Genomic DNA, 12,235 nt, shown 5'->3' with positions numbered 1-12,235 from the left:
GATTAACGTTTTGAGAACTGTGGTGCACGACGAGCGCCTTTAAGACCGTATTTTTTACGTTCCTTCATTCTTGCGTCACGTGTTAAGAATCCAGCACGTTTTAGTGTTGTGCGGTATTCTGGATCAACTTCTAACAATGCACGAGCTACACCATGGCGGATAGCGCCTGCCTGTCCTGTAAATCCACCACCATGTACATTCACCAATACATCATAGCTACCTTCTGTTTCTGTAGCTGCTAATGGTTGTTTGATGATCGCACGTAATGTTTCATATGGGAAATAATCTTCTCCATCACGATTGTTTACAACAATTTTTCCAGTACCAGGGACTAAACGTACACGTGCAGTAGATTTCTTACGACGTCCTGTACCGTAATATTGTACTTGTGCCACTATAGTTTACCTCCTTTTAATTAACCGCGAAGTTCGTATACTTCTGGTTTTTGTGCTTCATGTTTATGTTCTGCTCCACGATACACATGAAGTTTTTTGCCCATTTTACGTCCTAGGCTTCCTTTTGGTAGCATGCCTTTAACTGTAAGTTCAAGCATTTGCTCAGGATACTTTTCACGCATTTCACCTGCAGTACGGGATTTCAATCCACCTGGGTGATTAGAGTGACGGTGATACATTTTATCAGCCAATTTATTACCTGTTAATTCTATTTTTTCCGCATTGATAATGATGACATTGTCACCAGTGTCAACATGTGGTGTATATGTTGGTTTATGTTTTCCGCGAAGGATAGAAGCCACTTCACTTGCTAGGCGACCTAACGTTTGTCCTTCTGCATCTACAACATACCATTTGCGTTCAATATTATTTTCATTCGCCATGAAAGTTGTGCGCATGTTAGCTAACCTCCTAAATCTCTAATGATTCACGTTTTTTTCGAATTTATATTCTAAACACGAGTAACTTTCCGGGGCTAGTCGTGGTATAGAAAATAAAATGCCATAGTTCATAATATACTATTTAGCCTACGAAGTCAATAGTTTGACAGTGTTTTTCAGTTGTTTTTCGTTAGCAGTTCAATATTGAACATTCCATAAAAACAGGCCATGAGCTGGAGCTGTTTTTCCAGCTACTTTCCGGTTTTTCGCTCTCAAAATATTAAGTATTTCTTCCGGGTCTCTTTTCCCTTTACCCACTTCCACAACAGTACCTACGATGATACGAACCATATTATATAAAAAACCATCGCCTCTGATCGTAAAGATTATTTCATCACCTTGTTCCTCAAGAGCTGCTTGTAAAACCGTCCGAATTTTATCGCCTTTAACACCGCTATTTGCTGCACAAAACGATGTAAAGTCGTGTTTACCCTCTATATATGTTAACGCCTGCTTCATCTTATCAATATCCAGGCTTTCTGCTACCCAATAGGCATAATGTCGTTTAAATATATCTGGTTGCTCTCTATGAAAGATAACATAACGGTATTCTTTCGATTTTGCATCATATCTCGCATGAAAATGATCATCGACCTTTCCTATGTCGATAATCTGAATATCTGAGGGGAGTAAGGATGTTAGTGCTCGTAACCAATTGCTAGGCTCAATTTGTAGCTGCGTATCAAAATGAATTACCTGACCGATTGCATGGACACCACTATCCGTCCGTCCTGAGGCAATGACAGGTACCTTATCTATTTTATGCATTTTCCCAAGAGCTTTTTCAATTTCTCCTTGTATCGTTCTTTTTCCTGGTTGTATTTGATAACCAGAGAAATTCGTACCGTCATAGCTAATGACCATTTTCATACGCATGAAGCTTCCCTCACTGTCTTATATAAATAAAAAGAATAAGTACGATTACATACCCGATTGCAGCTATGATGTCTAAATTAGAGAACTGCAATGCTCGTAATTTTGTTCTACCTTCGCCGCCCTGATATCCCCTAACTTCCATTGCAGTTGCGAGGTCTTCTGCCCGTTTAAATGCTCCAATAAAAAGTGGAATTAATAAAGGAATAAAAGCATACATTCTATCTTTTAAAGTACCAGACTTTAAGTCAACCCCTCGAGACGCTTGAGCTTTGGAGATTCTCTCTGTTTCATCCATTAATGTAGGGATAAAGCGTAATGATATAGACATCATTAAAGCTAGCTCATGAATCGGAAGGTTCCATCTTTTTAGTGGGCCGAGCAATGACTCTAAAGCATCCGTTATCTCCATCGGTGCTGTTGTTAAAGTCAAAAGTGAAGTGAAGACAACTAATATCAACAAACGCCATGATATTTCGATACTTCTTTGAAGACCTGCTTCGTAAACTTGAAACCATCCAAGCTCCCACAGTATCTCACCTTCTTTTGTAATGAGGATATGCAGGAAAAAAGTTAATACGATGAAAAACCAAACAGGTGTAATCCCTTTAAGTAGAAAAGGCACGCTTACTTTCGACAAGACAATCGATACTATCGTGAATGTGGTAAATAATAGATAGCCTGTCCAGTGATTAGCAAAAAAAAGTACACAAACAAAGCTAAATATAATAATTAATTTTGTTCGTGGATCTAATCGGTGAATGAATGAATTTCCTGGTAAGTATTGTCCTATTACTAACCACGACTTCATGATGAATCTTCCCCTAAACTAGATATAATTTCTTTCGCTAAATCAAATGGGGATTGACCGCGATAAGAAAGATTTAAATCAAATGTTTGATTTAGTTTATGAAACATGTCAATACTTTCTGGCAACAATAGTTGGACCTCTTTTAGAGCATCTTGGTTATTAAAAATATCTACTGGTTTACCTTTAGAATGTATTCTCCCGTTGGATAAGACAATCATATAGTCTGCGTACTTTAATGCGTCCTCCATATGATGTGTAACTAAGATTGTCGTGATATTCTCTAATCGATGAAGAGATGAAAAAAGTTCCATCATCTCAACGCGAGAAATAGGATCTAAGCCTGCTGTTGGCTCATCTAAAACGAGAACGTCAGGTTTAGACGCTAGTACACCCGCAATCGCAACCTTTCTCATTTGGCCACCACTTAGCTCAAACGGGGATCTTTCGATTAGCTCTTCATCTAGACCAACAAGATGAATTACCTCTTGTAGACGGTGCTCCATGTCCTTTTCTGGTATGCCGAAGTTTTTTGGTCCAAATAGGATATCTTCTCTCACGGTTTCGTCAAAAAGTTGATGCTCAGGAAATTGGAAAGCAATACCAACCCTTTTTCTTAGCTCCTTTAATGAAACCTTCTTTGAAGTGATGGGTAGCTGATAGTCACCAATAGAGACCTTCCCACTACTTGGCTGTAACAAACCATTCATATGTTGGAGCAAGGTTGATTTTCCAGAACCTGTAGCTCCTACAATAACAACAAATGCTCCAGATGGAATATGGAAACTAACATTGTGTAACGCTTTTTTCTCATATGGAGTATTCGGATAATAGGTATAGCTTACCTCTTTAAATGTAATTTCCATAATGCTGAAATCAACTCCTCTTGATCCAAAGGAAAAGGTTCTAAAGAAAAACCGTTTTTCTCAAGTCCCTTTGCAAGCTGAATCGTATAAGGTGCTGGAAATCCTAGCTCATCAAGTGCATGGTTATGATGAGTGAAAAGCTCTCGAGGAGTGCCATCCAGTACAACCTTTCCTTTTTCGATTACAATAATTCGATCGGCAAGTATCGCTTCATTTAGCTCATGGGTAATCATTAATAACGTAAACGGTTTGCGGTTATGTAGAGTTTCGACTAGCGACATCATTTCTTTTCTCCCCACTGGGTCCAACATAGAAGTTGCTTCATCCAAGATGAGTATCTTCGGCTCTAATACCATAGCGCTAGCGATAGCAATCCGTTGTTTTTGGCCACCAGAAAGATGTTGTGGCTCCCTGTCAATATACTCAAGCATACTAACCTGCTCTAAGATATCGACGATTTTTTCAAGCATTACTTCTCTCTTAACGCCTCGATTTTCGAGTCCAAACGCAATATCTTCTTTAACTGTCATGCCGACAAATTGGTTTTCAGGATTTTGAAATACCATGCCTATCTTCTTTCTGATGTCTAAAAGATTCTCTGGTGTTAACTGGTCGTTTTCTACATAAATATGCCCTAACTCATGTAATAACAGGCCACTAATTAATTTCGCTATTGTTGATTTTCCTGAACCATTTTTCCCTATAATAGCTACTTTTTGATTTTCCTTTATAGTTAAATTCAAAGAATCAATGACCCATGCATCGGTATCACGATATCGGAAAGAAACATCTTGAAATTTTATCATAAATACAGGATTTCCCCTTAGTATGTATTTCCCGGGTAATAAAAACTGGTATCTAATATTATTGAAAAAAATTATACGTCAACAGCAATACTTGGATGCAAAAAAAGGGCTTGGATGCACCTCAATTTGAGATCAGCTTCCCGCCCTTCGTTTGCGTTTTATAGGATTATACAAGCTCGATAATCGCCATTTCAGCACCATCACCACGGCGTGGGCCTAATTTAAGCACTCTAGTATAGCCACCTTGGCGGTCTTCATACCGAGCAGCGATGTCGTTAAATAATTTCTGCACAGCATCTTCGTTTTCATTCGCTTCTGCTTTATACAGGAAAGCTGCTGCTTGACGGCGAGCATGAAGATCACCGCGTTTACCGAGAGTAATCATTTTTTCTACTACGGATTTTAATTCTTTTGCTTTTGCTTCCGTTGTTTCTAAACGTTCATGGATAATTAAGTCTGTTGCTAAACCACGAAGCAAAGCTTTACGTTGATCTGTCGTACGTCCTAATTTTCTAGCCACGTTTATTCCCTCCTTCACTCTTGATGCCGGTCTTAATCATCGTTTCGTAAACCCAAACCAAGATCATCCAGTTTATGTTTTACTTCTTCTAGAGATTTACGTCCCAGGTTTCGAACTTTCATCATGTCTTCTTCAGACTTCTGACTTAACTCCTGAACCGTGTTAATACCTGCACGCTTCAGACAGTTATAAGATCGGACAGACAAGTCAAGTTCTTCGATTGTCATTTCGAGAACTTTTTCTTTTTGATCTTCTTCTTTTTCGATCATTATTTCAGCATTTTTAGCTTCCTCTGTTAAACTAACAAAGATATCTAAATGCTCTGTATAGATCTTGGCTCCTAATGATACAGCCTCTTCAGGTCGTATACTACCATCTGTTTCCACATCAAAAGTAAGCTTATCAAAGTTAGCGTCCTGCCCAATGCGTGTACTTTCTACTTGATAGGTTACCTTTGATACAGGTGTGAAGATAGAGTCAACCGGGATGACACCAATTGGACGGTCTTCATGATTATTCACATCAGCTGGTCGATACCCTCTACCTCGTTGTGCTGTTATACGCATCTTTAAATGTCCATTTGTATCGAGAGTTGCAATATGGAGTTCTGGGTTTAAAATTTCGACATCACTATCAAAGATAATATCTGCGGCCGTAACTTTCCCTTCTCCCTGAACATCTACTTCAAGAACTTTTTCATCATCCGAATATATTCTTAGTGCAAGTTTCTTTAAATTAAGAATGATCGTCGTTACGTCTTCCACGACACCATCTATCGTTGAGAATTCGTGTAAAGCTCCTTCAATTTGTACAGATGTTACAGCAGCACCTGGAAGTGAGGATAATAGTATACGACGCAAGGAGTTTCCTAGTGTAGTACCATATCCACGCTCTAGTGGCTCTACGATGAATTTGCCATATGTGGCATCATCACTGATTTCTACTGTTTCAATTTTTGGTTTTTCAATTTCGATCATCCATTAACCCCTCCTTAAAAACGTCGAAACCCCGGTTAGACACCGGTCTAACCGAAATTCCCCAGGCAGGCAGTTCCCGTTCTGCACTATGCACTGTCGAATCCATGTTTTTCACGGTCTACATTGCTATATGAAGCTATCATAAACCATTATAGACAGATTAACAAATTATATACCAATTGCTTATACTCGACGACGTTTTGGTGGGCGACAGCCATTATGAGGAACTGGTGTTACATCACGAATAGCTGTTACTTCTAGACCTGCTGCTTGAAGAGAACGGATTGCAGCTTCACGTCCAGCTCCTGGACCTTTAACTGTAACTTCAAGAGTTTTCATTCCGTTGTCTTGAGCTGTTTTACCAGCTGCTTCTGCTGCCATTTGTGCCGCAAAAGGAGTAGACTTACGAGAACCTTTAAAACCTAATGCACCAGCACTGCTCCAGCTGATTACATTCCCTTGAACATCCGTAATAGTAACGATTGTGTTATTGAATGTTGAACGGATATGGGCGATTCCAACCTCGACATTCTTTTTCACTCTACGCTTACGAGTTGTTTGTTTACGTGCCATTATTCATAACCTCCTTTATTTCTTCTTGTTAGCCATTGTTTTACGTGGACCTTTACGTGTTCTTGAGTTGTTTTTCGTATTCTGACCGCGTACAGGTAAACCTCTACGGTGGCGAATTCCACGATAAGATCCAATCTCAATTAGACGTTTAATGTTTAGAGATACTTCTCTACGAAGATCACCTTCTACAGTAACTCCATCAATTGCTTGGCGGATTTTACCTAGTTCTTCCTCTGTTAAATCGCGAACACGGGTATCTTGGTTTACTCCAGCTTCTGCTAGAACTTTTTGTGCAGTGGTTTTACCAATGCCATAAATATATGTTAAAGAGATAACTACGCGTTTATCACGCGGGATATCAACACCTGAAATACGTGCCATGGACGTGATGCACCTCCTTTTTTATCCTTGTTTTTGTTTATGTTTCGGATTCTCGCAAATTACCATTACTTTTCCTTTACGACGAATAACTTTACATTTCTCGCAAATCGGTTTTACAGATGGTCTTACCTTCATCTTCCATTACCTCCTCTGGTATCGGAGTATTTTATTTATAACGGTACGTAATGCGCCCTCTAGTTAAATCATATGGAGAAAGTTCAACCGTTACTTTGTCGCCTGGCAATATACGGATAAAATTCATACGAATCTTACCGGATACGTGTGCCAGTACGGTATGACCATTCTCTAGTTCGACTTTAAACATTGCGTTCGGTAATGTTTCCATTACTGTACCTTCTACTTCAATTGCATCATCTTTCGCCATCGAGCTGGTCTCCCTTCTGCAAATCTGCCATCATTTCATCGACAAACTTGGAAATTGCGTAGCGCAATTTACCATTAGTTACGCGCCCTGTTTCGAGTAGGCTATTCTTCACTTCAGGAGATACATAATTCATACATGAGACATGTTGAATGTTTTTCTTCTTTGGACGATCATATTTACGTTTATCTCCATCCGCCAATAATACATAACGACTGTCAATCATTCCGATAACAATAGCATATTTTCCAGTGTCCCGTCCTTGTAGGATTTGAACAACTTGGCCAAATTCGGGAATACTGTCCGTTTCGCTCAACCATCATCACCTTCACTTAGGTATCAAGTTCTACTACTTCTAGTATCTGCTTCCCTATCTAACAGTTTATCATTTAAGAGATTTCTGTCAGTTTCTTGTTAATGTCCTCAAACACGTTTTGAATATCTTGCTCTCCATTGATGGTTACAAGATCTCCCTTTTGACCATAAAAATCTAACATTGGTTGTGTTTGTTCTACATTTACTTCTAGTCGTTTTTTAACTGTTTCTGCTTTGTCATCCTCACGTTGGATAAGTGCTTCGCCATCTTTATCACATATGCCTTCCTCTTGGGGAGGATTAAACAGTACGTGATATGCTGTTCCACACTTAGGACAAATGCGTCTACCAGACAGTCTTTCAACTAAAACGTTTTGGTCTACATCGATGTGTAGTACATAGTCGATTTTTCTTCCCATACTTGTTAACAGGCTATCTAATGCTTCTGCTTGAGCAAGTGTTCTTGGAAAACCGTCAAGCAAGAAACCATTATTACAGTCTTCTTTGGACAATCTTTCTCTAACAATACCAATGGTTACTTCATCAGGAACTAGTGCTCCTTCATCCATAAATGATTTTGCTTTTTGTCCAAGTTCAGTACCTTCTTTGATAGCTAATCGGAACATATCTCCTGTAGAAATATGAGGGATGTTATAGTTCTCAACAATTTTGTCTGCCTGCGTACCTTTACCAGCACCAGGAAGACCCATTAGGATTAAGTTCAATGACTTTCCCCTCGCTCTCTTTCAAGTGCAAATTACGAAGGATTTATTTGATGAATCCTTTATAATTACGTTTTACTAATTGTCCTTCTAGTTGTTTCATTGTTTGCAATGCTACCCCTACGACAATCAATAATCCTGTACCACCAACTTGAACTGCTTGTGGCAGTCCAGCAACACTTCCAAGGATCAAAGGTAATACAGATACAGCAGCTAAGAATAACGAACCGACGAAAGTCAAACGATTAATTACCCTAGTTAGATATGTCTCTGTATTTTTTCCTGGTCGGATTCCCGGAATATAGCCACCTTGTTTCTTTAAATTATCTGCCATTTGTTCAGGGTTAACTTGAACAAACGTATAGAAATACGTAAATGCGATAATCAAAGCAACGTAGATAACCATTCCAATTGGTTGTGTATAGTCAAAAATATTGGCAATCATATTCGCGAAATCATTGTTCTCAAAGAAACCTGCAATGGTTCTCGGAGCAATAATGAATGCAATCGCAAAGATAACAGGGATAACACCTGCAGCATTCACTTTTAAAGGTAAATGTGTGGATTGACCACCCACTGGTGAACGGTTTACTAATCTTTTTGCATATTGTACTGGAATTTTACGTAATGCTTGCTGGATGAAGATAACACCTACTGTGACTGCGATAATTGCTAACACAATTAATAGTACAATCACACTATTTAAGAAAAGTTCATCATTTGTTGCAGAACCAAAGTATTGTGCATAAATCTGGTTAATACCATTAGGGACAGCAGCAACAATACCAGCGAAGATTAGAATGGATATACCATTGCCAACTCCATTCGCGGTAATTTGCTCACCAACCCACATAAGAAAGGCAGTACCACCAGTTAATACGATGGCAATAACAGCGAACTTTCCAATACTAGGATTGCTGATCAACATTCCACCTGACATTGCGTTAAAACCTACGGACATTGCACTTGCTTGGATAAAAGCAATAACAATTGTACCGTAACGAGTAACTTGTGCCAGTTTTTTACGTCCTACGTCACCTTGCTTTTTCCACTCAGTGAATTTCGGAACAACATCCATTTGTAGCAACTGCATAATAATGGATGCGGTAATGTATGGCATAATACCCATTGCAAAGATGGAGAAATTTTGTAAGGCTCCTCCACCGAACGTATTTAAAAGACCGAAAACGTTCTGTTCATTCATGAAATCAATCGCTGTTCTATCTGTAAAAGGAACTGGAATGAATGTTCCAAGACGGAAAACAATTAACATCAGTAACGTAAATACGATCTTTTGTCTAATATCTGCCACACGCACAAAATTGGAGATTGTCTGAAACATTAAATCACCTCAACTTGGCCGCCTGCCGCTTCGATTGCTTCTTTAGCTGAAGCAGAGAACTTATGAGCTTTTACTGTTAATTTCTTTTCTAACTTACCGTTACCAAGAATCTTAACTCCGGCCTTTACTTTGCTTAACGTACCAGTTTCAAGTAAAAGCTCAGGTGTAACTTCCGTACCTTCATCGAATTGGTTTAATGCTTCTAGGTTGACAATAGAAAACTCTTTACGGTGAATATTTGTGAATCCACGCTTAGGAAGTCGTTGGAATAAAGGCATTTGTCCACCTTCAAATCCTGGACGAACACCACCGCCAGAACGAGCTTTTTGACCTTTATGTCCTCGACCAGAAGTTTTTCCATTTCCTGAGGACATACCACGTCCTACACGATTAGGGCTTTTTCTCTTTTGAGCTGGTTTCAATTCATGAAGTTTCATTCGAGCACCTCCTCATTGTTATATCATTTCGGACATTATTATATTTCTTTCACTTCTACTAAGTGAGATACCTTATTAATCATGCCTCGGACAGCTGGAGTATCTTCACGTACTACTGATTGGCGAATTTTTTTAAGGCCTAGAGTTTTAACAGTTTCTTTTTGATCTCCAGGACGACCAATCACACTGCGTTTGAGGGTAATTTCTAATTTATTAGACATAATGTTTCCCTCCTTATCCTAACAATTCTTCTACAGTTTTTCCACGAAGTTTTGCAACTTCTTCTGCAGGTTTTAAGTTCTCTAAACCGTTTAATGTTGCACGAATCACGTTAATCGGCGTATTCGAACCTAATGATTTAGAAAGGATATCACCAATACCTGCTAATTCTAATACCGCACGAACAGGTCCACCTGCGATAACCCCTGTACCTTCAACAGCAGGTTTTAATAGTACATTTCCTGCTCCGAATTGACCATGGATTTCGTGTGGAATAGAAGTTCCTACGATTGGTACTGTAATTAAGTTTTTCTTTGCATTATCAAATGCTTTTCTAATTGCTTCTGGCACTTCTTGAGCTTTACCAGTTCCAAAGCCTACATGACCATTTTTATCTCCAACAACAACCAATGCAGCAAAACGGAAACGACGTCCACCTTTAACAACCTTTGCTACACGATTAATTGTAACAACACGTTCTTCAAGATCTAGTTTGTTCGGATCGATAGTATTTTGCAAATTATGTCCCTCCTTCTATTAAAATTCAAGACCTGCTTCACGAGCAGCGTCTGCTAATGTCTTGATACGACCGTGATATAAATATCCTCCACGATCAAATACTACGTTCTTATGTCCTTTATCTAATGCACGTTTCGCAATAAGCTCGCCAACTTTTTCTGCTGCAGCTGTATTACTAGTAGATTCTAGGCTTACCTCTTTATCAACAGTAGAAGCACTTGCTAGAGTTACACTATTTTCGTCATCGATTAACTGTGCATAAATATGCTTGTTGGAACGGTAAACATTCAAACGAGGACGTTCAGCTGTTCCAAAAAGTGATTTACGGATTCTTTGATGTCTTCTTTTTCTAACATCATTACGATCAGGTTTTGTGATCATCTGGGTCACTCCTTTCTGTCCTAGCTAATCTTACTTAGCAGTCTTACCTTCTTTACGACGTACATATTCGCCTTCATAACGAATACCTTTACCTTTATATGGCTCAGGCGGACGAATAGCACGGATATTAGCTGCTAGTGCGCCAACTTTTTCTTTGTCGTACCCTTTAATAACGATACGTGTGTTTGTTGGTACTTCAACTTCGATTCCTTCTTCAGGAACGATTTCTACTGGATGAGAGTAACCAGCGTTTACTACAAGTTTTTTCCCTTGTAATTGAGCTCGGTAACCTACACCTTGGATTTCTAAAGCTTTCTCAAAGCCATTTTTCACACCTTCAACCATGTTGAAAATGATGCTACGAGTTGTACCATGTAGAGACTTTGCAAGCTTGCTATCATTTGGGCGGCTAACCGTTACTTGATTATCTTCAACTTTAACGATCATCTCAGAATGAATAGAACGACTAAGCTCACCTTTAGGACCTTTTACAGTTACATTGTTATCATTTATTTTAACTTCCACACCTTGTGGAATTTCGATTGGTTTTAAACCGATACGTGACATGCAGTACACCTCCTGTCATAAAGAATAATTACCAGATATAAGCTAATACTTCTCCGCCGACTGCTTGTTGGCGTGCTTCTTTGTCAGTTAAAACTCCTTTTGAAGTAGAAACAATTGCAATTCCTAAGCCGTTTAGTACTTTAGGAAGTTCGTCTGCTTTTGCATAAACACGTAAACCGGGTTTACTAATACGTTTCAGGCCAGTTATGATTCGTTCATTGTTTGGACCGTACTTCAAAAAGATTCGAAGAGCACCTTGTTTATTGTCTTCAATGTATTCGTAATCGCGAATGAATCCTTCGCGCTTTAAAATTTCTGCAACTTCTTTTTTAAGATTCGATGCTGGTAACTCTAATTTCTCATGGCGTACCATGTTAGCGTTACGGATTCGTGTCAGCATATCTGAAATTGGATCTGTCATAACCATTAAAAATACCTCCTTCCCAATCTGGGGTTTTACCAGCTTGCTTTCTTAACACCTGGAATTTGACCTTTGTATGCCAATTCGCGGAAACAAATTCGGCAAAGTTTAAATTTGCGAATTACTGAATGTGGGCGTCCACAACGTTCACAACGAGTATATTCTTGAACTTTGAATTTTGCAGGGCGTTTTTGTTTAGCGATCATTGATTTTTTAGCCATGCTTTTCCCT

At 39.0% G+C, this 12,235-nt stretch carries 22 protein-coding genes; all 22 read right to left on the bottom strand.

Annotated elements, in window-relative coordinates:
* Positions 1 to 2: 2 nt before the first annotated feature.
* Complete coding sequence (gene rpsI / locus GGQ92_RS08555; RefSeq protein ID WP_184247155.1) at positions 3 to 395, bottom strand: 30S ribosomal protein S9; 393 nt, start codon at positions 393 to 395, stop codon at positions 3 to 5.
* A 20-nt stretch (positions 396 to 415) separates the two neighbouring features.
* On the bottom strand, positions 416 to 853 hold the full coding sequence (gene rplM / locus GGQ92_RS08550) for a 50S ribosomal protein L13 (protein ID WP_184247152.1): 438 nt from the start codon (positions 851 to 853) through the stop codon (positions 416 to 418).
* 180 nt (positions 854 to 1,033) lie between these two features.
* On the bottom strand, positions 1,034 to 1,771 hold the full coding sequence (truA, locus tag GGQ92_RS08545; protein ID WP_184247149.1) for a tRNA pseudouridine(38-40) synthase TruA: 738 nt from the start codon (positions 1,769 to 1,771) through the stop codon (positions 1,034 to 1,036).
* A gap of 10 nt (positions 1,772 to 1,781) precedes the next feature.
* Positions 1,782 to 2,579 (bottom strand): energy-coupling factor transporter transmembrane component T family protein, encoded by a 798-nt coding sequence (locus GGQ92_RS08540; RefSeq protein WP_184247146.1) that lies wholly within the window; start codon positions 2,577 to 2,579, stop codon positions 1,782 to 1,784.
* A complete protein-coding gene (locus tag GGQ92_RS08535) occupies positions 2,576 to 3,442 on the bottom strand; it encodes an energy-coupling factor transporter ATPase (RefSeq protein ID WP_184247143.1) in 867 nt (288 codons plus the stop codon). The genes GGQ92_RS08540 and GGQ92_RS08535 overlap by 4 nt, the downstream gene beginning before the upstream one ends.
* Positions 3,418 to 4,248: an energy-coupling factor transporter ATPase gene (locus GGQ92_RS08530; RefSeq protein ID WP_184247141.1), complete on the bottom strand. Its 831-nt coding sequence runs from the start codon at positions 4,246 to 4,248 to the stop codon at positions 3,418 to 3,420. Before GGQ92_RS08530 ends, GGQ92_RS08535 begins: the two co-directional genes overlap by 25 nt.
* Before the next feature lie 166 nt (positions 4,249 to 4,414).
* On the bottom strand, positions 4,415 to 4,768 hold the full coding sequence (rplQ, locus tag GGQ92_RS08525) for a 50S ribosomal protein L17 (protein WP_184247138.1): 354 nt from the start codon (positions 4,766 to 4,768) through the stop codon (positions 4,415 to 4,417).
* Positions 4,769 to 4,800: 32 nt separating this feature from the next.
* Positions 4,801 to 5,745: a DNA-directed RNA polymerase subunit alpha gene (locus tag GGQ92_RS08520; protein ID WP_184247135.1), complete on the bottom strand. Its 945-nt coding sequence runs from the start codon at positions 5,743 to 5,745 to the stop codon at positions 4,801 to 4,803.
* Positions 5,746 to 5,928: 183 nt separating this feature from the next.
* Positions 5,929 to 6,318, bottom strand: a complete 390-nt coding sequence (gene rpsK / locus GGQ92_RS08515) for a 30S ribosomal protein S11 (RefSeq protein WP_184247133.1) — start codon at positions 6,316 to 6,318, stop codon at positions 5,929 to 5,931.
* A 15-nt stretch (positions 6,319 to 6,333) separates the two neighbouring features.
* A complete protein-coding gene (rpsM, locus tag GGQ92_RS08510; RefSeq protein WP_184247130.1) occupies positions 6,334 to 6,699 on the bottom strand; it encodes a 30S ribosomal protein S13 in 366 nt (121 codons plus the stop codon).
* A gap of 21 nt (positions 6,700 to 6,720) precedes the next feature.
* Complete coding sequence (gene rpmJ, locus GGQ92_RS08505; protein WP_003156543.1) at positions 6,721 to 6,834, bottom strand: 50S ribosomal protein L36; 114 nt, start codon at positions 6,832 to 6,834, stop codon at positions 6,721 to 6,723.
* 31 nt (positions 6,835 to 6,865) lie between these two features.
* Positions 6,866 to 7,084, bottom strand: a complete 219-nt coding sequence (gene infA / locus GGQ92_RS08500; RefSeq protein WP_184247127.1) for a translation initiation factor IF-1 — start codon at positions 7,082 to 7,084, stop codon at positions 6,866 to 6,868.
* Positions 7,071 to 7,397 carry a KOW domain-containing RNA-binding protein gene (locus GGQ92_RS08495; protein ID WP_184247124.1) on the bottom strand — a complete coding sequence of 109 codons (327 nt, stop codon included), beginning with the start codon at positions 7,395 to 7,397 and terminating at the stop codon, positions 7,071 to 7,073. The genes infA and GGQ92_RS08495 overlap by 14 nt, the downstream gene beginning before the upstream one ends.
* A gap of 73 nt (positions 7,398 to 7,470) precedes the next feature.
* Positions 7,471 to 8,121 carry an adenylate kinase gene (locus tag GGQ92_RS08490; RefSeq protein ID WP_184247121.1) on the bottom strand — a complete coding sequence of 217 codons (651 nt, stop codon included), beginning with the start codon at positions 8,119 to 8,121 and terminating at the stop codon, positions 7,471 to 7,473.
* A 43-nt stretch (positions 8,122 to 8,164) separates the two neighbouring features.
* On the bottom strand, positions 8,165 to 9,460 hold the full coding sequence (gene secY, locus GGQ92_RS08485) for a preprotein translocase subunit SecY (protein ID WP_184247118.1): 1,296 nt from the start codon (positions 9,458 to 9,460) through the stop codon (positions 8,165 to 8,167).
* Positions 9,460 to 9,897: a 50S ribosomal protein L15 gene (gene rplO / locus GGQ92_RS08480; RefSeq protein WP_184247115.1), complete on the bottom strand. Its 438-nt coding sequence runs from the start codon at positions 9,895 to 9,897 to the stop codon at positions 9,460 to 9,462. Before rplO ends, secY begins: the two co-directional genes overlap by 1 nt.
* Before the next feature lie 38 nt (positions 9,898 to 9,935).
* On the bottom strand, positions 9,936 to 10,118 hold the full coding sequence (gene rpmD, locus GGQ92_RS08475) for a 50S ribosomal protein L30 (protein WP_184247112.1): 183 nt from the start codon (positions 10,116 to 10,118) through the stop codon (positions 9,936 to 9,938).
* Between the two features lie 13 nt (positions 10,119 to 10,131).
* Positions 10,132 to 10,635, bottom strand: a complete 504-nt coding sequence (rpsE, locus tag GGQ92_RS08470) for a 30S ribosomal protein S5 (RefSeq protein WP_184247109.1) — start codon at positions 10,633 to 10,635, stop codon at positions 10,132 to 10,134.
* A gap of 18 nt (positions 10,636 to 10,653) precedes the next feature.
* Positions 10,654 to 11,016 carry a 50S ribosomal protein L18 gene (gene rplR / locus GGQ92_RS08465; RefSeq protein WP_184247106.1) on the bottom strand — a complete coding sequence of 121 codons (363 nt, stop codon included), beginning with the start codon at positions 11,014 to 11,016 and terminating at the stop codon, positions 10,654 to 10,656.
* Between the two features lie 30 nt (positions 11,017 to 11,046).
* The gene (gene rplF / locus GGQ92_RS08460; RefSeq protein WP_184247103.1) at positions 11,047 to 11,583 is read right to left on the bottom strand and encodes a 50S ribosomal protein L6; all 537 of its coding nucleotides are present in this window, start codon (positions 11,581 to 11,583) and stop codon (positions 11,047 to 11,049) included.
* Positions 11,584 to 11,611: 28 nt separating this feature from the next.
* Positions 11,612 to 12,010, bottom strand: a complete 399-nt coding sequence (rpsH, locus tag GGQ92_RS08455; RefSeq protein ID WP_184247100.1) for a 30S ribosomal protein S8 — start codon at positions 12,008 to 12,010, stop codon at positions 11,612 to 11,614.
* 29 nt (positions 12,011 to 12,039) lie between these two features.
* Complete coding sequence (gene rpsN / locus GGQ92_RS08450; RefSeq protein ID WP_054787917.1) at positions 12,040 to 12,225, bottom strand: 30S ribosomal protein S14; 186 nt, start codon at positions 12,223 to 12,225, stop codon at positions 12,040 to 12,042.
* Between the last annotated feature and the right edge of the window lie 10 nt (positions 12,226 to 12,235).

The sequence above is a fragment of the Gracilibacillus halotolerans genome, from assembly GCF_014206945.1.
GTDB classification, from domain to species: Bacteria; Bacillota; Bacilli; order Bacillales; family Amphibacillaceae; genus Gracilibacillus; species Gracilibacillus halotolerans.
The sequence above is the reverse complement of the archived record's forward strand: the minus strand, read 5'-3'. Positions and strand labels throughout refer to the sequence as shown.

Coding starts and splice junctions, on each gene's coding strand:
- rplM (WP_184247152.1), bottom strand. CDS start 853: ATGCGCACAACTTTCATGGCGAATGAAAATAATATTGAACGCAAATGG.
- truA (WP_184247149.1), bottom strand. CDS start 1,771: ATGCGTATGAAAATGGTCATTAGCTATGACGGTACGAATTTCTCTGGT.
- GGQ92_RS08540 (WP_184247146.1), bottom strand. CDS start 2,579: ATGAAGTCGTGGTTAGTAATAGGACAATACTTACCAGGAAATTCATTC.
- GGQ92_RS08535 (WP_184247143.1), bottom strand. CDS start 3,442: ATGGAAATTACATTTAAAGAGGTAAGCTATACCTATTATCCGAATACT.
- GGQ92_RS08530 (WP_184247141.1), bottom strand. CDS start 4,248: ATGATAAAATTTCAAGATGTTTCTTTCCGATATCGTGATACCGATGCA.
- GGQ92_RS08520 (WP_184247135.1), bottom strand. CDS start 5,745: ATGATCGAAATTGAAAAACCAAAAATTGAAACAGTAGAAATCAGTGAT.
- rpsK (WP_184247133.1), bottom strand. CDS start 6,318: ATGGCACGTAAACAAACAACTCGTAAGCGTAGAGTGAAAAAGAATGTC.
- rpsM (WP_184247130.1), bottom strand. CDS start 6,699: ATGGCACGTATTTCAGGTGTTGATATCCCGCGTGATAAACGCGTAGTT.
- rpmJ (WP_003156543.1), bottom strand. CDS start 6,834: ATGAAGGTAAGACCATCTGTAAAACCGATTTGCGAGAAATGTAAAGTT.
- infA (WP_184247127.1), bottom strand. CDS start 7,084: ATGGCGAAAGATGATGCAATTGAAGTAGAAGGTACAGTAATGGAAACA.
- secY (WP_184247118.1), bottom strand. CDS start 9,460: ATGTTTCAGACAATCTCCAATTTTGTGCGTGTGGCAGATATTAGACAA.
- rplO (WP_184247115.1), bottom strand. CDS start 9,897: ATGAAACTTCATGAATTGAAACCAGCTCAAAAGAGAAAAAGCCCTAAT.
- rpmD (WP_184247112.1), bottom strand. CDS start 10,118: ATGTCTAATAAATTAGAAATTACCCTCAAACGCAGTGTGATTGGTCGT.
- rplR (WP_184247106.1), bottom strand. CDS start 11,016: ATGATCACAAAACCTGATCGTAATGATGTTAGAAAAAGAAGACATCAA.
- rplF (WP_184247103.1), bottom strand. CDS start 11,583: ATGTCACGTATCGGTTTAAAACCAATCGAAATTCCACAAGGTGTGGAA.
- rpsH (WP_184247100.1), bottom strand. CDS start 12,010: ATGGTTATGACAGATCCAATTTCAGATATGCTGACACGAATCCGTAAC.
- rpsN (WP_054787917.1), bottom strand. CDS start 12,225: ATGGCTAAAAAATCAATGATCGCTAAACAAAAACGCCCTGCAAAATTC.